The sequence below is a fragment of the Streptomyces sp. NBC_01446 genome, assembly GCF_026340095.1.
In the GTDB taxonomy this organism is placed as follows: Bacteria; Actinomycetota; Actinomycetes; order Streptomycetales; family Streptomycetaceae; genus Streptomyces; species Streptomyces aureus.
On the sequence record NZ_JAPEPO010000001.1, the window covers coordinates 5002293 to 5019119 of the forward strand.

Consider the following 16827-nt stretch of genomic DNA (forward strand, 5'->3'; position numbering starts at 1 on the left):
TATGGCCAGGATTAACGACGTGGGCGGCATGACAGGGTTCGGCGCCATCGACACCACCGACGACGCCGAGCCCTTTCACGCGGACTGGGAGGCGCGCGTCTTCGCCCTCCAGCGCGCGCTCCTCGTCAAAGGGGTCTTCAACCTCGACGAGTTCAGGGACGCCATCGAGACGATGCCGCCGGGCGAGTACCTGGCGGCCTCGTACTACGAGCGCTGGTTCCACGCGATCCGCACGCTCCTCGAACGCAAGGGCGTCATCGAGGAGGGGGCGCTGCGCGATGACTGACCGGTTCGCGGCCGGCGCCCACGTCCGCACGTACCCGCACGACCCGCCGCACCACACGCGCCTGCCGCGGTACGCGCGCGGAAAGCGCGGCGTCGTGGTCGAGCCGGAGGGGCGGGCACCGCTCGCCGACGTGCGCGCGCAGGGCCGGGACGACGCCCGTGTCGAGATGATCTACGCGGTCCGGTTCGCGGCGCGCGAGCTGTGGGGCGAGGGCGACCACCACGTCGTACTCGACCTGTCCGAGAGCTATCTGAGGGAGGCCGAGTGATGTCCGGTACGCACGAGGACGCGGTGATCTCCCGTCAGGTACGGCGCCTGGAAAGCCTGCTGGAGGCAGAGGGCATCGTCGGGGGCGACACCGTCGACGAGGTCATCGACGGGTTCCTGGCGGGCGCCTCGCCCGTGAACGGCGCGAAGGTCGTGGCCCGCGCGTGGACCGACCCGGCCTACCGCGAGCGGCTCCTCGCCGACGGCACCTCGGCGGTGGGTGAACTGGGCTTCTCCGCCGGGGGAGTTCAGAAGCAGCGGCTGCGCGTCGTCGAGAACACCGCCGACACGCACAACGTCATCGTCTGCACGCTGTGCTCGTGCTATCCCCTGCGTCTGCTCGGTCCCTCGCCCGGCTGGTACAAGAGCGAGGCGTACCGCTCCCGCGTCGTGCGGGACCCGCGCGGCGTCCTCGCCGAGTTCGGCGTGACGCTCCCGGAGTCCGTGGACATCACGGTCTGGGACTCCAGTGCGGAGACGCGGTACATGGTCCTGCCCAGGCGCCCCGCGGGAACGGACCGCCTGAACGAGGAAGAGCTGGCGTCCCTGATCACGCGGAACGGGCTCATCGGGACGGGTGTGCTTTAGGGGTCCGGGCCCGGGCCGGGGTCCGGCGGTCCGGAGGCCCCGAGTTCCGGGGGTTACGCGCCGGGAGGCTTGGGCGTCTGAGGGGCCTCCCGGTGCGACGGCTCGGCCGGGGCCGGAGGCGTGGCCGGCGGGGCCGCGGACTTGGGCGGCGCGACGGGAGTGGTCGGGCGGGCCGCGGGGCCCTGGCTCGCCGGACGCCGGGATGCGGGGCGCTCGGGGGCCGAGTCCCGGGGTGCCGCGTGGTGCCCCGGTGCCGCGTTCGCCCCCGTCTCCCGCACCTTGTCGGGCCGGTCGGCCGGCGGGTCGCCCAGCGCGGCCAGCGCCTCCTTCGCGAGCGGGGACAGGAGCGGCGAGAACGCCGGGTTGATGCGCAGGGCCTCGCCGATGTGCCGGCGGGCGGGCCCGTCCAGCGCCAGCTTCCTTTCCACTTCTCCCCGGTGGTAGGCGATGAGCGCACTGCGCACGGTGCCCCCGTGCTCCGGGTCCGTCGCACGCTTCGCGTACGTCAGCGCCTCCTTGTCGTCGCCCGCCTTGTGCAGCGCCCAGCCCAGCGCGTCCGCCGTCTGCACGCTCGGCGCCCGCTTCCACTCGGCCCGCAGCCGGGTCACGGCCGCCCGCGGGTCCCCGTGGTCCGCCTCGAACCGGCCGAGGAGGAGTGAGTCGTCGACCCCGTTCGCCCCGTCCGCGTCCACCCGCTTCCGCAGCAGGTCGTACTGTGCCTTCGCCGCGTCGCCGAACCCGATCGACTCGTACAACTCGCCCAGTTCCAGGGAGTATTCGGGTCGCGGATACTTGGCGAGGACGCTCCGGTACGCCTGGATCGCCTCCGTCGTACGGCCCAGCGACGTCAGGGCGCGGCCCTTCCCGGCGAGCGACGCGTCGTGGTCGGGGTCGGCCGCGAGGGCCTGGGTGAAGTAGTTCAGCGCCTGTGCGGGCTGGCCCCGCTCCCACGTCAGCTCGCCCGCCCGGTGCAGGCACGCGGCCTGCTCGGACGGCGTCGAGGCGAGCGCCGCCGCGTCGGTCAGCGACGCGAGCGCGTCGTCACGCCAGCCGCGGTCCCGGTAGACCTGCCCCGCGCGCGCCATCACGGCCGCACCCGAGTGCAGTTTCGTCAGCGTGCCCAGTGCCCGGTCCACGGCCTTGTAGTCCCCGAGCCGCCCGTACGTCTCGATCAGCAGCGGATACGTCGTCCACCGTTTCGGCGCCAGCTTCACGGACGCCTCGCCCCACTTCTTCGCGGTGCGGTAGTCGTGCCGCGCGTCGGCGAGCGCGGCGAGCCCGTTCAGGGCGTCCACGTTCCCGGCGGGCCGCGTCTTCAGCGAGATCCGCAGGGCGCGCTCCGCCTTCGGGTAGTACGCCGAGTCGGCCGTCCGCTGCCCCCGCTCCACGTAGGCGGCCCCGAGCACCGCCCACGACCGGTCGTCACGCGGATGGGCCCGCAGATACGACTCGCGGTCCCTGATGAGGGCCGTCAGATCGGGCAGCGACGCCTCGGCCCCCGCGGCCTCCGCGGTCGCCGCGCGGCCGGCGGACCCCGGAGCGGGCGCCGCGCCGCGCTCCGGCGAGGACGGCGGCACCAGCAGGATGCCGCCGAGCACCAGGGACCCCGTGACGGCGCTGACCAGGGCGCCCTTCGCCAGCGGGGACAGAGGGCGTCCCGGCTCGGGAACAGTGGCCGGAGCCTGCGCTTCCGCTTCGATCTCCTCGGTCTTCATGGCGCACACTGTGCGTCAATACGAAGAGCACATCACGGCAACATCCCGGCAGGTGAAGGCCGCCGCACACGGGTTCACACCGATGGCCCCGAGTGCGAGGCTGTGATCATGAGCCGCACACTCGTCGAACGACTTCAGGAAGGCCTGCCGGCCGGGGCGGTCCTCACCGACCCCGACGTCACGGCCTCGTACGCCAATGACATGGCCAGCTTCTGCGACGCGGGAGCGCCGGCCGTCGTGGTGCTGCCCCGCACCGTCGAGCAGGTCCAGCACGTGATGCGCACGGCCACGGAGCTACGCGTCCCCGTCGTCCCGCAGGGCGCCCGCACGGGCCTCTCCGGCGCGGCGAACGCGTCCGAGGGCTGCATCGTGCTGTCCCTGGTCAAGATGGACCGCATCCTGGAGATCAACACCGTCGACAGGATCGCGGTCGTCGAGCCGGGCGTCATCAACGCCACGCTCTCCCGCGCCGTCAACGAGAGGGGCCTCTACTACCCGCCGGACCCGTCCAGTTGGGAAATGTGCACCATCGGCGGGAACATCGGCACGGCGTCGGGCGGCCTGTGCTGCGTGAAGTACGGGGTGACGGCGGAGTACGTCCTCGGGCTCGACGTCGTCCTCGCCGACGGCCGGCTCCTGTCCACGGGACGCCGCACGGCCAAGGGCGTCGCGGGCTACGACCTCACGCGTCTGTTCGTCGGCTCCGAGGGCAGCCTCGGCATCGTCGTACGGGCCACACTCGCGCTCAAGCCCGAGCCGCCGCAGCAACTGGTCCTGGCCGCCGAATTCGCCTCCACGGACGCCGCCTGCGACGCGGTCTGCAAGATCATGGAGGGCGGTCACGTCCCGTCGCTGCTCGAACTCATGGACCGTACGACCGTGAAGGCCGTCAACGCGATGGCGAACATGGGGCTCCCCGAGACCACCGAGGCGCTGCTCCTCGCCGCCTTCGACACCCTCGATCCGGCCGCCGACCTCGCAGCCGTCGGCGCCCTGTGCGAGGCCGCGGGCGCGACCCAGGTCGTCCCCGCCGAGGACGCCGCCGAGTCCGAACTCCTGCTCCAGGCCCGGCGCCTCTCGCTCACCGCACTCGAAGCGGTCAAGGGCACGACGATGATCGACGACGTGTGCGTGCCGCGTTCTAGGCTCGCCGAGATGCTCACCGGCGTCGACCGCATCGCCGAGAAGTACGGCCTCACGATCGGCGTCTGCTGCCACGCGGGCGACGGCAACACGCACCCCACCGTCTGCTTCGACGCCCAGGACGCCGACGAGGGCCGGCGGGCCCGCGAGTCCTTCGACGAGATCATGGCGCTCGGTCTCGAACTCGGCGGGACCATCACCGGCGAACACGGCGTCGGCGTACTCAAGAAGGAGTGGCTGGCGCGCGAGCTCGGCCCGGTCGGCATCGAGATGCAGCGCGCCGTCAAGGCGGCCTTCGACCCGCTCGGCCTGCTCAACCCGGGCAAACTCTTCTGACGCCCGCTGCTCCTGGCCGGTCGGCCCGCGTCCACCCCCGTGGGACGCGCGCTCACTCACCGTCCTGGGACTCGTCCGAGGGCCACGGGTCGCGCAGCCACAGGTCGTCGACGCGGCCCGAGGCGGGAGCGAGCAGCTCGGCGAGGCCGTCGTCGATGCCGAGCCGCTCGGACTCAGAGCCCGGAGGGACCACCCGCAGTGTCCGCTCCAGCCAGGCGGACACGGCGGCGGCGGGCGCCTCCAGGAGCGCGTCGCCGTCCGGTGAACTCAGCGCCATGAGGACGACGCTGCGGCGGTCGACCTTCGTCGGCCACACGCGCACGTCCCCGTGCCCGCACGGCCGGAACACCCCCTCCACGAGCAGCTCGCGCGCGAACGTCCAGTCGACCGGGTGCTCGGAGCCGATGTGAAAGGCGATGTGGACGGCGTACGGGTCGTCGGTCCGGTAGGTGAGCCGGGCAGGGACAGGGATGCTGCGCTCGGGCGACAGGACGAGCCTCAGCTCGAGTTCGCGCTCCACCACGGTGTGCATGTCGTGCGTTTCCTCTCCTCGTACGGGGCGTGCGGGGCCTCGCGAGAGCGGGCCCGTGCAAGGGGAGAGGGCGAAGGGCGTGGAGCATTACGCGAGTTCCGGAAAGTTTTTTCGGCGTCCCCGGAAAGTGGTCCGTACGGGCGGACCCGCCCGGTGGCGGGCGGTGGTCTGATAGATGTGGACCCCCAACAAAACCCCCGAGCAGATACGGGACGACGGACATGAGCGCCCCAACTCCGGCACCCGGCGACGACAGGCCCCGCGACGGGTACTACCCCGACCCGTCCATTCCCGGATACGTCCGGTACTGGAACGGTGCCGCGTGGGTGCCCGGCACGAGCCGCCCGGCCCCGTCCGACGGCGAACCCCTCGCCGCCCCCGCCGGGGCGACCCCGGCCCCCGCACCCGAGCCGGCCCGCACGCCTGCGCCCGCGTCCGTGGAGGAGACCGGCCCGGTCTTCCTCGACGAGGAGCCGGAGCGCTACTCGGACGAGCCGGCCGCACCCGAACCCGCCACGGCCTGGCAGGCGGACGCGTCCCGCCAGACCGGCTTCGGCGGCGAGCAGGACCGCCGCGTGTCCTGGGGCACCGACCCGCGCGTGCCTGCTCCGCAGCAGCAGCAGGAGCGCGCGGACGGGGCGGTCACGAACCGCCCGGCACAGCCGGAGCCCCCGACGCCGCCCACGGACGGGACGGTCACGTTCCGCCGCCCCACCCCGCCCACGGACCGCCCCGAAGGCACGATGACGATGCGAGCGCTGTCCGCGCGTCAGGTGCCGGGCCAGCAAGGGCCTGCGGTACAGGGCCAGCAGGGGCAGGGTCAGCAGGTTCCGGGTCAGCAGGCCCAGCAAGCGCAGGCCCACCAAGCTCAGCCCCAACAGCCCGTCGCCCAGCACCCGCAGGCGGCCCAGCAGCCCGTGCCCCAGCAGCCCGCGCAGGCCGACGCCCAGCCCCGGTCCGGCTCCCAGCCGCAGCCGCAGCCTCAAGCGGGCTTCGCCCCGCAGGGGCCGGCCCACCAGCCCCAGGCCCAGCAAGCGCAGGCCCAGCAAGCGCAGGCCCACCAGGCGCACGCCCCGCAAGCCGCCCCCCTCCACCCACATGTGCCCTACTCACCCCAGGCCCCGACCCCGGCGCAGCAGCCCCAGGCCGGCCGCCCCGGAGCGGTTCCGCCGCAGGCCGCCGGTGCCGCCTCCGGCACCCCCATGACCTCCGGCCCCGGCGGCGGTTCGCCTTCCTGGGCGCAGCAGGTACACCAGCTCGCCCAGCCTCAGTCCGCGCAGCCCGCTCGGCCCGCCGCGGGCGAACCCGCGGAGCCGGAAGGACCCGTCACGCCGTGGAAGCCCGTGGCCAACGACCCGTTCCTGGCGGCAGCCCAGGCGCAGGCGTCGGCGCGGCCCGCGGGGCTCGGCAAGCGTCTTGCCGCGCGGCTCATCGACTCGGTGGTGCTCGGCGCGGTCACCGCGGTGGCGGCCGTCCCGCTCGGCACCAAGGCCATCGACCACATCGACGGGAAGATCGACGCGGCGAAGGCGTCGGGCCGCGAGGCCACGGTCTGGCTGCTGGACGGCACGACGGGCGCCTACCTGGGCATCGTCCTCGCCGTCCTCCTCGTCGCCGGCGTCCTCTACGAGGCCCTGCCGACCGCCAAGTGGGGCCGCACCCTGGGAAAGAAGGTGTGCGGGCTCCAGGTGCGGGACATCGAGGAGCACGAGGCGCCGACGTTCGGCGCGGCGCTGCGGCGCTGGCTGGTGTACAGCGTGACCGGCCTGCTGGCCATCGGCGTCCTAGGCGTGCTGTGGTGCCTGTTCGACCGGCCGTGGCGGCAGTGCTGGCACGACAAGGCGGCCCGTACGTTCGTCGCGGGCTGACCCCGGCCGTCCCACTCGGCCGCCGCACGGGCGAGCCGTCGTACTCCGGACGGCGGCTCGCCGGATGCGGGATCGGGGGGTTCGCGGTCGACTCGGGCCATGAGCACCGAACCGCCGCCCCCCGGCTCAGGCCAGCCCCCGGAAGACGACCCGTTCAGAAAGCCGCCGCCGTCCCAGGGCGGCGGCTCACCGTACGACGGCCCGCAGGACCCGTACGGGGCTCCTCAGGACCCCCAGAACCCCCAGGGCCCGCAGAACCCCCAAGGCCCGCAGAACCCCCCGGGCTCAGGGAATCCGTACGACTCCCCGCCGCCCCCGCCCGGCGGCACCCCGCCGCCCCCGTACGGCGGTGGTGGTGAAGGTGGCCCCTACGGGGGTGACCCCTACGGTGGCGGTCCCTACGGGGATGACCCGCTGGCCGGGATGCCGCCGCTGGCGGACAGCGGCAAGCGCGTGCTCGCGCGGATCATCGACATCATCCTGGTCAGCATCGTCGTGGGGCTGCTGTCCTGGGCGTTCGGGATCGCCGAGTACCAGACGAACCCCGACAAGATCCAGTACGGCAGACAGTTCGGCCAGTCCGTCCTCGCCGCGGTCCTCTACATCGGGTACGACACCTTCATGACCGCGAAGACGGGCCAGACCCTGGGCAAGCGGCTCCTCAAGCTGCGCGTGGCGAACCTCAACGACGGTGCCACGCCCAGCGTCCAGACCAACCTGGTGCGCGCCGCGGTCCTGTGGCTGCCGGCGGTGTTCTGCTGCGCCTGCATCTGGACCGCGATCTGTGGTGGCTGGAGCTTCTTCGACAAGCCCTACAAGCAGGGCCTGCACGACAAGGCCGCGAAGACGGTGGTGGTCAGCACCGGCTGAGCAGGTGCGGGATGGTGCTTCCGGCGGGTCCGTGGGTCACGGGCCCGCCGGTCCGCGTGTGCCGGACGGCGCGACCTCGTACACGGACGTGGGGGTGGTCTGCGGGGCGGCCGCCGAGGGCACGGTCGTTCGCCGCACCGGCACCCGCTCCTCGGCCGCGGAGGGCGGCGCGGCGGCGGGCCGCGACTTCGACAGGGGGACCGTCAGCGCCACGAGGAGACCGAGGCCGAGTGCGGCCAGGGCGATGACCGCGACGCCGAGGCCCGAACTCGTCTGCGACAACAGCAGCATGGCGAGTGTCGAGAAGATCACGGTCGCGGAACCGTAGGCGAGCTGTGCGGCAGTCGGACGCGGCATGGCGTTATCCGTCCTCGGGACAGCGGATGCTTACTTGACTGGCGTATAGCAGGAGCCATTGGCAGCTGCATATGTAAGGGATGCGGAGCCAGGTCGACTTGGCCGTAGCGCGCCGTCAAATGACTCTAATCCGACGCATGCCCGAGAGGAACGGGCGGTAAGCGTGACCTAACCCACGGTGCCGGTGCACGGGGGGCGCACGGAGTCACCGAGTCCACGAAGTGGACGGTTCGGCGCGCCCGTTGGGGGTAAGTCCGTGTCCGGATATCGGTGTCGCGCCACTGCATAGTGCACTTCGGTTGCCCCAGTCAAGGTCTGTTATTTCTCCTTCACCTCCGGTCAAATAGCGTCACTTGTGATACGTGGCTGAATCGCCACGGAGGAGGGGAACCATCAAGTGACCACCAAGAGACGGGCGTTGAGATCCGCCGCCGTGCTCGTGACGCTGGCCGCGACCGCGGCTGCCGGATCGGTCCTCGCGACGGGCGCCCAGGCCGACACCCCGGCCGTAGGAAGCTCCACGTCGCACGGCAAGACGTACGGGGGCAAGGGGCACGTCATCGGCGGCCCCTTCAGTCAGCAGATGGAGCAGCAGCGCAAGACCGCGCTGGAGCAGGTGCTTTCCGGGAAGTCGAAGGTCGTCAAGCGCGACGGCTCACAGGTCGTGAAGCTCGGCAAGGACAAGTACGTCGAGCTGGGCCGGGAGCGGACCGACAAGATCTTCACGATCCTGACGGAGTTCGGCGACAAGGTCGACAACACGACGCTGGTCGACCGCGCCGACGACGACACGCCTGACCTGAAGCCCAAGTACGGGGGCACGCCCGGCCCGCTGCACAACCAGATAGCCGAGCCGGACCGTGCCAAGAACAACAGCACGGCCTGGCAGAAGGACTACAGCAGCAAGCACTTCCAGGACCTGTACTTCGGTTCGGGCAAGGGAGTCGACTCGCTGAAGACCTACTACGAGAAGACGTCGTCGGGCCGCTACTCGGTCGACGGCGAGGTCTCGGACTGGGTCAAGGTCCCCTATAACGAGGCCCGTTACGGCTCCAACTACTGCGGCGCCGACAACTGCCCGAACGTCGAGGACCTCGTCCGCGACGGCGTGACCGCGTGGGTCGAGCAGCAGAAGGCGGCCGGCAAGTCCGACGCCGACATCAAGGCGGACCTGTCCCAGTACGACCAGTGGGACCGTACCGACCACGACAACGACGGCAACTTCAACGAGCCCGACGGCTACATCGACCACTTCCAGATCGTCCACGCGGGCGAGGACGGGTCGGCCGGCGGCGGCGCGCAGGGCGGCGACTCCCTGTGGGCGCACCGCGGCTACGCCTACGGCCGCGACGACGGTGACACAGGCCCGACCGGCTTCAAGGCGGGCGGCACCCCGGTCGGCGACACCGGCATCTGGGTCGGCGACTACACGATGCAGCCGGAGAACGGCGGACTCGGCGTCTTCGCCCACGAGTACGGACACGACCTGGGCCTGCCCGACCTGTACGACACCACGTACAGCGGCGAGAACTCGGTCGGCTTCTGGTCCCTGATGTCGGCCGGCTCCTGGCTCGGCACCGGCAAGGACTCCATCGGCGACATGCCGGGCGACATGACCGCCTGGGACAAGCTGCAGCTCGGCTGGCTCGACTACGACAAGGCCAAGGCGGCGACCAAGTCGACGCACACGCTGGGTGTTTCGGAGTACAACACCAAGCGCAAGCAGGCCCTGGTCGTCGAGCTGCCCGAGAAGAAGAACGTCACCACCGAGATCGTGAAGCCCACCGAGGGCGCGAAGCAGTGGTGGTCGGACTACGGTGACGACCTCTCCAACACCCTGACGCGCCCGGTCGATCTGACCGGCAGGTCGAAGGCGGCCCTCGAACTCGACGGCTGGTACGACATCGAGAAGGACTACGACTACCTGTACACGCAGGTGTCCACGGACGACGGCGCCAGCTGGAAGACGATCGACGGCACCGCCGACGGCGTCACCATCCCGCGCGACGGCGGCGACAAGCCGGCCCTGACCGGCGTCTCCGGCAAGTTCCAGCACCTGGTGTTCCCGCTGGACGCCTACGCGGGCAAGAAGATCAGCGTCCGCTTCCGCTACAAGACGGACGGCGGCGCCGGCGGCATGGGCTTCACCGCCGACAACCTCACCGTCAAGGCGGACGGCCAGGCGCTGTTCACCGACAACGCCGAGGGTGACGACAACGGCTGGACCGCGCGCGGCTTCTCGCGCGTCGGCGCCTCCGTGACGGGCGACTTCCCGCAGTTCTACCTCGCGGAGAACCGCCAGTACGTCTCCTACGACCAGACCCTCAAGGTCGGTCCGTACAACTTCGGTTGGCGTGACGGCGGTGCGAAGAACGACTGGGTCGAGCACTACTCGTACCGTCCCGGCCTGATGATCTGGCAGTGGGACACCTCGCAGCGCAACAACAACGTCGGCCAGCACCCCGGCAAGGGTCTGATCCTGCCGGTCGACGCGCATGCCAAGCCGCTCAAGTGGGCCGACGGCAAATACATCACCAACAAGATCCAGCCGTACGACGCCGCGTTCAGCTGGTTCCCGAACCGGGGCTTCTCGCTGCACAAGCTCGGCGTCGAAACCAAGATCCCGGCACAGCTGGGCGTTCCGGTCTTCGACGACCACAAGGGCACGTACTGGTACAAGGAGAACGCGACCGGCAGTGTCCAGACAACTGACACCAACACCCGGATCTCGATCGTCGGGCAGCCGCTCGACGGCTCGTCGATCACGGTGAAGGTGGGTCCCTCGGCGAAGTAATCCACATCGCCGCAGGTCAAAGCATGATCGGCCGTCGCCCTCTAGCGGGCGGCGGCCGATCGTGTTTAGGTGCGTCCTGTGAGTTCCTTATTGACACTACGTCTCACGGGGGTGTGACAGTCATGTCCGCAGGAGGGTTCTGCAAGCTGCCGAACGGCAGCGTGGTGGTGGCGCTGACCGTGCCCAGCCCGTCGCCGGACGACGGTGCGGTACGGGTCCTGGTGCACGCGGCGAACCGCGCCCGCGCCCTGACCCGGCTGCGCAACCTGGGCCTGCGGGCGATCTACCTGAGAGGCAACGCGGAGCCCCCCACGCCCGACGAGGTCACAGCGGTCCTCCACCACCCGGACGGCCTGCTCTGGCGAGCCGCCCCCCGCTGCGCGGCGGGCGAACTGTGGCACCCGATCAGAGCGCTCATGAGACCGAGACACCCCGACCGGGCCGGCTATTCCAGCTCGGCCTCCAGCCCGGCGGGCCATTTCGGTGCCGGTCGTTCCAGGGCGGGCCGTTCCAGCCCCTCCGGCGTTTGAGCCGCGTGGCCCGGGGCTGAGCCCCGGGCCACGCGGCGGAGCCGCATATCGGCACGGCCGGGCGGGCCGGGGGAGAGGGAAACTCAGACGACGGGCTTACCGCTCAGCTCGACACCCGAGCTCCGCATCTCCTCAAGCGCCGCCGCAGTGGTCGCCGCGGCCACCCCGGCCGTCAGATCGAGCAGCACCTGAGCCCGGAACCCCTCACGCACCGCGTCCAGCGCGGTGGCGCGAACGCAGTGATCCGTGGCGAGCCCGACCACGTCCACCTCGGTGATCCCCCGCGCGCGGAGCCAGTCCGCCAAGGACACCCCGTTCTCGTCGAGCCCCTCGAACCCGCTGTACGCGGCCGCGTACGCCCCCTTGTCGAAGACGGCGTCGATCGCGCCGGACGCGACGACGGGCGCGAAGTTCGGGTGGAACCCGATGCCCTCCGTGCCCGCCACGCAGTGCGGGGGCCAGGAGTGGACGAAGTCCGGGGACTCGGAGAAGTGGTCACCGGGCGCGATGTGGTGATCGCGGGTGGCCACGACGTGCCGGTACCCGGCGGGCGCCTGCCCGATCAGCTCGGTGACGGCGGCGGCCACGTCGGCCCCGCCGGCCAGCGCGAGGCTGCCTCCCTCACAGAAGTCGTTCTGTACATCTACGACGATCAGTGCGCGGCGCATAGGAGGTGTCCTTCTGCTGGGAGACTTCGAGCGTAGAGACTTGAAGTGCGTTGCGGGAGAGGGCCTGTGACCGTCAAATGGTCGTGCTCATCAGATACTCCGTAGGGATCACCGCTTCCCCGCGCGACAGCTGCTTCGCCGAGAGCGGCAGCCCGTCGAGCGCCGCGATGTGCCGCTCGCGCACCGCGTCCAGCGGCTCGCGGGCCACGACCGTGCCGCCCTTGACCAGCTCGACCAGGAGCTGCCGGTCGACGAGATGGGCCGGGACGGGACCCGTGCCGAGCACCTCGGCCTCGGCGACCCCCTGTTCGTCGCGTCGCCGCGCGGCCCACTTGCGGCCGCCCACGGACGTCTTCGCGCCCATGGACTTCTTCGCCACGGGCAGCAGCGGCGCCTTCGGATCGGTGGACTCGGCGCGCGCGACGAGCTTGTAGACCATCGAGCACGTCGGGTGCCCCGAGCCGGTGACCAGCTGTGTTCCCACTCCGTACGCGTCCACGGGCGCGGCCGCGAGCGAGGCGATGGCGTACTCGTCGAGGTCCGAGGTGACGACGATCTTCGTCTCGGTGGCGCCGAGTTCGTCGAGCTGTCCGCGCACACGGTGCGCGACGAGCAGCAGGTCTCCGGAGTCGATGCGCACGGCGCCGAGCCCGGGCCCGGCGATCTCCACGGCGAGGCGCACGGCCTCCGTGACGTCGTACGTGTCCACGAGCAGGGTCGTGCCCTCGCCGAGGGAGTCGACCTGCGCGCGGAACGCGTCGCGCTCGGCGTCGTGCAGCAGCGTGAAGGCGTGGGCGGACGTGCCGACGGTCGGGATCCCGTACCGGAACCCGGCCGCGAGGTCCGACGTGGTGGCGAAGCCGCCCACGTACGCGGCGCGGGACGCGGCGACGGCGGCCAGCTCGTGCGTGCGGCGCGCGCCCATCTCGATCAGCGGCCGGCCGCCCGCGGCGGAGGCCATGCGGGAGGCTGCGGCGGCGATCGCCGAGTCGTGGTTGAGGATGGAGAGGATCACCGTCTCCAGCAGGACGCACTCCGCGAAGGTGCCCTCGACCCGCAGGACGGGGGAGCCGGGGAAGTACACCTCGCCCTCGGGGTAGCCCCAGATGTCACCGCTGAAGCGGTAGGCGGCCAGCCATTCGAGGGTCCGTTCGTCGACGATGCCGCGCTCGCGCAGGAAGCCCAGTTCGCGGGCGTCGAACCGGAAGTTCTCGACGGCGTCCAGCACCCGTCCGGTGCCCGTCACGACGCCGTAGCGGCGCCCCTCGGGCAGCCTGCGCGTGAAGACCTCGAAGACCGAGCGCCGGTCGGCCGTGCCCGCCTTGAGCGCGGCCTGGAGCATCGTGAGCTCGTAGTGATCGGTGAAGAGCGCTGTCGACGGAACATCCACCGGCAGGCCAAGGTCCGCTGTGTTCATATGCGGGATGCTACCCCCAATTAGCGTCAGTGTGACGATTTCCGTGGCCCATTTGTGCGGTCGCCGCCCCCTAGTGGCAGCATGGGCTGTGTGACGGCTCCTGCACCCCTAGAGATCGAACGCACCGAGTCGGCGGAGGAGACCTTCGCCGTGCCGGAGCCGGACGTCCCCTGGATCACGCTCGTACACAACGACCCGGTCAACCTCATGAGTTACGTGACGTATGTCTTCCAGACGTACTTCGGGTACTCGAAGGACAAGGCCACCAAGCTGATGCTCGACGTGCACCAGAAGGGCCGTGCGGTCGTCTCCTCCGGCTCCCGCGAGGAGATGGAACGCGACGTGCAGGCCATGCACGGCTACGGTCTGTGGGCCACCCTTCAGCAGGACCGCAAGTAGCGCACGCAAGCAGCGACGGAGTAGCGACGCACCTGATGCCAGGACACTTCGAACCGATTCCCGGCGGCGGCGCTGCCGTCGCGCTCGACGAGGTCGAGATCTCGATCATCCGCTCCCTGGCGGTCCAGCTCCTGGAGCTGATCGGCCCGGGGCCCGGCGGGGACGCGTCCGACGACCCGCTCGCCGAGCTCTTCGCGGAGGGTCCGAGCGAGCCGCCGTCCGACCCGGTGCTCCAGCGCCTCTTCCCCGACGCCTACGGCGGCCCGGGCGGCGAGGAGGCGACGGTGGACCAGGTGGACGAACAGCGCGCGCACTCCGCCGAGTTCAGGCGCTTCACCGAGAACGACCTGCGGGCCGGCAAGCGCGAGGACGCGCTCGCGGTGATCCGCTCACTGGACGCGCTGACGTCCGCCGGTGAGGGGGGAGCGGTCCTCAAGCTCTCGCCCGAGGAGTCCCTGCGCTGGATGCGCGCGCTCAACGATCTGCGGCTCGCGATCGGCATCCGCCTCGACATCACCGACGAGGAGGACACGGATCTCCTCTACCGGCTTCCCGACGAGGACCCTCGCAAGCCGATGGTGATGGCGTACCTGTGGCTGGGCGGGCTCCAGGAGACTCTGGTCGAAACCCTTATGCCCTGACCTGTCGGGATATATCGAGCGGAGTCCAAGCGTCCGTATGTAAGCGCGTTCGCTCAGCGGTTGCTCAATTCCGGATAACGATCCTGTCACTTGAGCGGTCTTGTATGCCGCACGAGGGGTTTTTTGTCCGGTTTTTCCAGTGGTGTGTGCCACACGTGCCTTTCTCGATCAGTGTTGCCGTCGTGATAAATCTTCACGACCGCCCGACGGACGCCACCCCTGTCCCGTCGGGTGCGCCCCGACCGGCAGACCGCCGGTAGGCACAGCTCCATCCATCCAGGGGCCCAGACCCCGAGGATCGTCACAGTCGATCCGAGCCGCAGCGGCACGGATCGGCATGGAGAAAGGCGCAACACCATGACCTCAGTGCAGGTCGGCAAGCAACACGACGGCAATGAGGCCGTGGCCCCCGGCGAGTCCGGTGAGGGCGAGGGTTACCAGCGCGGACTCGGTGCCCGGCAGATCCAGATGATCGCCATCGGCGGCGCCATCGGGACCGGCCTCTTCCTCGGCGCGGGCAAGGGCATCTCGAAGGCGGGCCCCAGCCTGATCCTCGCGTACGCCATCGCGGGCCTCGTCATCTTCTTCATCATGCGGGCGCTCGGCGAGCTCCTCATGTACCGCCCCGTCTCGGGCTCCTTCTCGGAGTACGCGCGTGAGTTCATCGGCCCCTTCGCGGGCTTCGTGACCGGCTGGACGTACTGGCTCTTCTGGGTCGTCACCGGCATCACCGAGGTCACCGCGGCCGCCCAGTACATGAAGTACTGGACCCACGACAGCGTTCCGCAGTGGCTCACGGCGCTCGTCTTCACCCTCATCCTCTACGTCGTGAACCTGATCTCCGTGAAGCTCTTCGGTGAGCTGGAGTTCTGGTTCTCGATGGTGAAGGTCACCGCGATCGTCGGCATGATCCTCATCTGCGCCGGCATCCTCACGGTCGGCTTCTCCGACGCGGGCGACACCGCCTCCGTCACGCACCTGTGGTCCGACGGCGGCTTCTTCCCGAACGGCATCGGCTCCACCCTCATGACCCTCCAGATGGTCATGTTCGCCTTCCTCGCCGTCGAGCTCGTCGGCGTCACCGCGGGCGAGTCCAAGGACCCGAAGACCGTCCTGCCCAAGGCCATCAACACCGTGCCGTGGCGCATCGCTGTCTTCTACGTCGGCGCGCTGATCATGATCCTCTCGGTCGTGCCGTGGACGAACTTCCAGCCGGGCGTCTCCCCGTTCGTCGCCGCCTTCGAGAAGATGGGCCTCGGCGTCGGCGCCGCCATCGTCAACTTCGTCGTCCTGACCGCGGCCCTGTCGTCCTGCAACTCCGGCATGTACTCCACCGGCCGCATGCTGCGCGACCTCGCGCTCAACGGCCAGGGCCCGAAGTTCTTCACCAAGCTCACCAAGTCCGGCACGCCCCTCATCGGCACGACGGTCTCCGCCGCGATGATGCTGGTCGGCGTCTGGATCAACTACCAGTGGCCCGGCGAGGCGTTCAACTACGTCGTCTCCTTCGCCACCATCTCCGGCATGTGGGCCTGGATCGTCATCCTGATCTGCCAGATCCGCTACCGCATCAAGGCCGACCGTGGCGAACTGCCCCAGTCCTCCTTCAAGGCCCCCGGCGGCATCATCCCCAGCATCTTCGCGCTCGCCTTCATCGGCATGGTGATCGTGCTGATGGGCATCGACAAGGACGCCCGCGTCTCGCTCTACTGCGCGCCGCTGTGGGCCGTCATCCTCGGCATCTCGTACGTCGTCCTGCGCAGCCGCAACCCGCAGAGCGCGGCGTTCGCGAAGCGCAAGCAGCCCGAGCAGTCGACGCAGTCCAAGTAGTCGACGCAGTCCAAGTAGTCGACGCAGTCCGAGCAGTCCCAGCAGTCCAAGCAATCTCAGCAGTTCCGGGGCAACACCCCACGTCTCAGCATCCGGGCCCTCCCGTACCGCACTCCGGTACGGGAGGGCCCGTCTGCTTATCCTGAGCCCCATGCTGACCCTGACCCAGGCCCTCTACGACCAGATCGTGGCCCACGCGCGCGCCGACCACCCCGACGAGGCGTGCGGCGTCGTCGCGGGACCGGTGGGCACCGGCAGGCCCGAGCGCTTCATCCCGATGCTCAACGCCGCCCGCTCGCCCACGTTCTACGAGTTCGACTCGGGTGACCTGCTGAAGCTGTACCGCGAGATGGACGACCGGGACGAGGAGCCCGTGATCATCTACCACTCGCACACCGCGACCGAGGCCCACCCCTCCCGCACCGACATCACCTACGCGAACGAGCCGGGCGCCCACTACGTCCTCGTCTCCACCGCGGACACCGACGACGCGGGACCCTTCCAGTTCCGCTCCTTCCGGATCGTCGAGGGCGTCGTGACCGAGGAAGAGGTCGAGGTCACCCCGTAGCCATGGCCCGCGTTCCCG

16 protein-coding genes and 1 pseudogene are annotated in these 16827 nt (G+C 70.3%); 12 read left to right on the forward strand and 5 right to left on the reverse strand.

The window, feature by feature from the left end; all coding sequences use genetic code 11:
* The first annotated feature begins 1 nt into the window (after position 1).
* The 3 genes from OG456_RS50520 to nthA are packed head-to-tail and all read left to right on the forward strand — an operon-like array spanning position 2 to position 1141.
* Positions 2-286 carry an SH3-like domain-containing protein gene (locus OG456_RS50520; RefSeq protein WP_116512741.1) on the forward strand — a complete coding sequence of 95 codons (285 nt, stop codon included), beginning with the start codon at positions 2-4 and terminating at the stop codon, positions 284-286.
* Positions 279-554: an SH3-like domain-containing protein gene (locus tag OG456_RS50525; RefSeq protein WP_323136348.1), complete on the forward strand. Its 276-nt coding sequence runs from the start codon at positions 279-281 to the stop codon at positions 552-554. The genes OG456_RS50520 and OG456_RS50525 overlap by 8 nt, the downstream gene beginning before the upstream one ends.
* Positions 554-1141 carry a nitrile hydratase subunit alpha gene (gene nthA, locus OG456_RS22415; protein ID WP_266563718.1) on the forward strand — a complete coding sequence of 196 codons (588 nt, stop codon included), beginning with the start codon at positions 554-556 and terminating at the stop codon, positions 1139-1141. The genes OG456_RS50525 and nthA overlap by 1 nt, the downstream gene beginning before the upstream one ends.
* 53 nt (positions 1142-1194) lie before the next feature.
* On the opposite strand, the gene OG456_RS22420 is transcribed toward nthA, so the two are convergent.
* Positions 1195-2856: a lipopolysaccharide assembly protein LapB gene (locus OG456_RS22420; RefSeq protein WP_266563720.1), complete on the reverse strand. Its 1662-nt coding sequence runs from the start codon at positions 2854-2856 to the stop codon at positions 1195-1197.
* Between the two features lie 108 nt (positions 2857-2964).
* Here OG456_RS22420 and OG456_RS22425 point away from each other — a divergent pair, with 108 nt between their 5' ends.
* Positions 2965-4335 (forward strand): FAD-binding oxidoreductase, encoded by a 1371-nt coding sequence (locus OG456_RS22425; RefSeq protein ID WP_266563722.1) that lies wholly within the window; start codon positions 2965-2967, stop codon positions 4333-4335.
* Between the two features lie 52 nt (positions 4336-4387).
* On the opposite strand, the gene OG456_RS22430 is transcribed toward OG456_RS22425, so the two are convergent.
* Complete coding sequence (locus tag OG456_RS22430; protein WP_266563724.1) at positions 4388-4867, reverse strand: SsgA family sporulation/cell division regulator; 480 nt, start codon at positions 4865-4867, stop codon at positions 4388-4390.
* Positions 4868-5088: 221 nt separating this feature from the next.
* Here OG456_RS22430 and OG456_RS22435 point away from each other — a divergent pair, with 221 nt between their 5' ends.
* Together OG456_RS22435 and OG456_RS22440 are read left to right on the forward strand one after the other, a co-directional pair.
* A complete protein-coding gene (locus OG456_RS22435; RefSeq protein ID WP_266563726.1) occupies positions 5089-6735 on the forward strand; it encodes an RDD family protein in 1647 nt (548 codons plus the stop codon).
* Positions 6736-6834: 99 nt separating this feature from the next.
* Positions 6835-7605 carry an RDD family protein gene (locus tag OG456_RS22440; RefSeq protein WP_266563728.1) on the forward strand — a complete coding sequence of 257 codons (771 nt, stop codon included), beginning with the start codon at positions 6835-6837 and terminating at the stop codon, positions 7603-7605.
* A 36-nt stretch (positions 7606-7641) separates the two neighbouring features.
* Here the strand turns inward: OG456_RS22440 and OG456_RS22445 are convergent, their stop codons facing one another.
* The gene (locus tag OG456_RS22445) at positions 7642-7962 is read right to left on the reverse strand and encodes a hypothetical protein (protein ID WP_266563730.1); all 321 of its coding nucleotides are present in this window, start codon (positions 7960-7962) and stop codon (positions 7642-7644) included.
* Between the two features lie 397 nt (positions 7963-8359).
* Between OG456_RS22445 and OG456_RS22450 the strand changes: the two genes are divergently transcribed.
* Complete coding sequence (locus OG456_RS22450; RefSeq protein ID WP_266563732.1) at positions 8360-10756, forward strand: immune inhibitor A domain-containing protein; 2397 nt, start codon at positions 8360-8362, stop codon at positions 10754-10756.
* Positions 10757-10878: 122 nt separating this feature from the next.
* Positions 10879-11178, forward strand: a pseudogene (locus OG456_RS22455) (hypothetical protein); the annotation flags it as partial.
* A 191-nt stretch (positions 11179-11369) separates the two neighbouring features.
* Here the strand turns inward: OG456_RS22455 and OG456_RS22460 are convergent.
* Together OG456_RS22460 and OG456_RS22465 are read right to left on the reverse strand one after the other, a co-directional pair.
* On the reverse strand, positions 11370-11954 hold the full coding sequence (locus OG456_RS22460) for an isochorismatase family protein (protein ID WP_266563734.1): 585 nt from the start codon (positions 11952-11954) through the stop codon (positions 11370-11372).
* Positions 11955-12027: 73 nt separating this feature from the next.
* Positions 12028-13371, reverse strand: coding sequence for a nicotinate phosphoribosyltransferase (locus tag OG456_RS22465; protein WP_266563736.1), 1344 nt, complete (start codon positions 13369-13371; stop codon positions 12028-12030).
* Between the two features lie 81 nt (positions 13372-13452).
* On the opposite strand from OG456_RS22465, the gene clpS reads away from it, so the two are divergent.
* The 4 genes from clpS (at position 13453) to OG456_RS22485 (ending at position 16809) form a co-directional block, all read left to right on the forward strand.
* Positions 13453-13770 carry an ATP-dependent Clp protease adapter ClpS gene (gene clpS, locus OG456_RS22470; RefSeq protein WP_100593970.1) on the forward strand — a complete coding sequence of 106 codons (318 nt, stop codon included), beginning with the start codon at positions 13453-13455 and terminating at the stop codon, positions 13768-13770.
* 35 nt (positions 13771-13805) lie between these two features.
* Positions 13806-14411 (forward strand): DUF2017 domain-containing protein, encoded by a 606-nt coding sequence (locus tag OG456_RS22475; protein WP_266563740.1) that lies wholly within the window; start codon positions 13806-13808, stop codon positions 14409-14411.
* A gap of 357 nt (positions 14412-14768) precedes the next feature.
* Positions 14769-16241 carry an amino acid permease gene (locus OG456_RS22480; RefSeq protein WP_266563742.1) on the forward strand — a complete coding sequence of 491 codons (1473 nt, stop codon included), beginning with the start codon at positions 14769-14771 and terminating at the stop codon, positions 16239-16241.
* Positions 16242-16392: 151 nt separating this feature from the next.
* Positions 16393-16809: a Mov34/MPN/PAD-1 family protein gene (locus OG456_RS22485; RefSeq protein ID WP_227294987.1), complete on the forward strand. Its 417-nt coding sequence runs from the start codon at positions 16393-16395 to the stop codon at positions 16807-16809.
* The last annotated feature ends 18 nt before the right edge of the window (positions 16810-16827 follow it).

Bases quoted from the DNA above. Each gene is read 5' to 3' on its own strand.
- clpS (WP_100593970.1), top strand. From the start codon at position 13,453: ATGGGCTGTGTGACGGCTCCTGCACCCCTAGAGATCGAACGCACCGAG.
- OG456_RS22445 (WP_266563730.1), bottom strand. From the start codon at position 7,962: ATGCCGCGTCCGACTGCCGCACAGCTCGCCTACGGTTCCGCGACCGTG.
- OG456_RS22420 (WP_266563720.1), bottom strand. From the start codon at position 2,856: ATGAAGACCGAGGAGATCGAAGCGGAAGCGCAGGCTCCGGCCACTGTT.
- OG456_RS22475 (WP_266563740.1), top strand. From the start codon at position 13,806: ATGCCAGGACACTTCGAACCGATTCCCGGCGGCGGCGCTGCCGTCGCG.
- OG456_RS50525 (WP_323136348.1), top strand. From the start codon at position 279: ATGACTGACCGGTTCGCGGCCGGCGCCCACGTCCGCACGTACCCGCAC.
- OG456_RS50520 (WP_116512741.1), top strand. From the start codon at position 2: ATGGCCAGGATTAACGACGTGGGCGGCATGACAGGGTTCGGCGCCATC.
- OG456_RS22440 (WP_266563728.1), top strand. From the start codon at position 6,835: ATGAGCACCGAACCGCCGCCCCCCGGCTCAGGCCAGCCCCCGGAAGAC.
- OG456_RS22435 (WP_266563726.1), top strand. From the start codon at position 5,089: ATGAGCGCCCCAACTCCGGCACCCGGCGACGACAGGCCCCGCGACGGG.
- OG456_RS22485 (WP_227294987.1), top strand. From the start codon at position 16,393: ATGCTGACCCTGACCCAGGCCCTCTACGACCAGATCGTGGCCCACGCG.
- OG456_RS22430 (WP_266563724.1), bottom strand. From the start codon at position 4,867: ATGCACACCGTGGTGGAGCGCGAACTCGAGCTGAGGCTCGTCCTGTCG.
- OG456_RS22480 (WP_266563742.1), top strand. From the start codon at position 14,769: ATGACCTCAGTGCAGGTCGGCAAGCAACACGACGGCAATGAGGCCGTG.
- nthA (WP_266563718.1), top strand. From the start codon at position 554: ATGTCCGGTACGCACGAGGACGCGGTGATCTCCCGTCAGGTACGGCGC.
- OG456_RS22460 (WP_266563734.1), bottom strand. From the start codon at position 11,954: ATGCGCCGCGCACTGATCGTCGTAGATGTACAGAACGACTTCTGTGAG.
- OG456_RS22425 (WP_266563722.1), top strand. From the start codon at position 2,965: ATGAGCCGCACACTCGTCGAACGACTTCAGGAAGGCCTGCCGGCCGGG.
- OG456_RS22465 (WP_266563736.1), bottom strand. From the start codon at position 13,371: ATGAACACAGCGGACCTTGGCCTGCCGGTGGATGTTCCGTCGACAGCG.